The 1,166-nt window shown below is 67.0% G+C and carries 1 protein-coding gene; it reads left to right on the forward strand.

The genetic code is table 11. From position 1 onward, the window contains the following. On the forward strand, positions 1–1,149 hold a 1,149-nt coding region (locus tag ACFYO2_RS49665), incomplete at its 5' end, for a hypothetical protein (RefSeq protein ID WP_388364152.1). Positions 1,150–1,166: the final 17 nt, after the last annotated feature.

A 1,166-nucleotide genomic window follows, 5' to 3' on the forward strand; every position in this document is an offset into this window, starting at 1 on the left:
TACACGTCCGAGAGCGTCACCCTTTTCTTCCGCAATCCGACGGGTAGCCGTGAGGTTTACGCGTCCTGGGACGACACGGTGCTCGTGGAGGGAACGCTTCTTGCCCGGCCGGACGTGAAGCAGGACACGGTCATCGTCTTCCTGCACCCGATGGGGCCGCTGCACAACCTGCCGATGACGCAGGAACTCGCGCGCCGTGGTGCGCACGTCTTCTGCGCGAACGGGCGCTATCCGAACAACGACGCCGCGCTCATCATGGAGAACGTCCTCGTCGACCTGGGGCAGTGGGTCCGCTATCTCAAGGAGGAGCGCGGCTACGCCAAGGTGGTCGTGGGCGGCTGGAGCGGTGGCGGATCGATCGCCACCACCTACCAGGCCCAGGCCGAGAAGCACACGATTACCCAGACCCCGGCGGGTGACCCCGTCGAACTGTCCGACCTGATCCCCGGCGAAGCCGTTCTCCAGCTGTGCTCGCACATCTCCCGCGCCGCACTGCTCACCGATTCCCTGGACGCGTCGATCATCGACGAGACCAACCCGTTCCGCCGCAACCCGGATCTCGACCTGTACGGCGACAAGGCGCCCAAGGCGCCCTACTCCGCGGATTTCGTCGCCGAGTACCGCGCTGCCCAGCTGGCGCGCAGCCGCCGCATCACCACCTGGGTGAAGGAGCGGCTCGCCGAGCCCGGCCCGAACGGTGAGGAGAACCTCAGCCTGCCGTTCGTGGTCTACGGCACGATGGCCGACCCCCGCTGGCTCGACCCCTCGCTCGACCCCAACGACCGGCAGCCCGGGACGTCCTTCATCGGCATCCCGGCCGTGGTGAACAACTCGCCCATCGCGCTGGCCCGTTACAGCTCCCTCAAGAGCTGGCTCTCGCAGTGGAGCATCGACGAGACCAACGCGCACACGGTGAAGTTCGGTTCCCAGGTCACGGTGCCCGCGCTGGTGATGACCGCCGGTATGGACAACGCGGTGCCCACCCCGCACGCCGACCTCATCGCGAACGCCCTCAGTGGAACGGTCGACCGGCACCACCTCGTCGGCGCGAACCACTATCTCCTCAACCAGCCCGAACAGCTGGCGGAAGCAGCGACCACCGTTCTGAACTGGCTGGAGAACCTCGGCCTCCACGCCCCCATCGGCTGACAACCAGCCAGGAACAC

The sequence above is a fragment of the Streptomyces sp. NPDC006602 genome (genome assembly GCF_042870385.1).
Classification (GTDB): Bacteria; Actinomycetota; Actinomycetes; order Streptomycetales; family Streptomycetaceae; genus Streptomyces.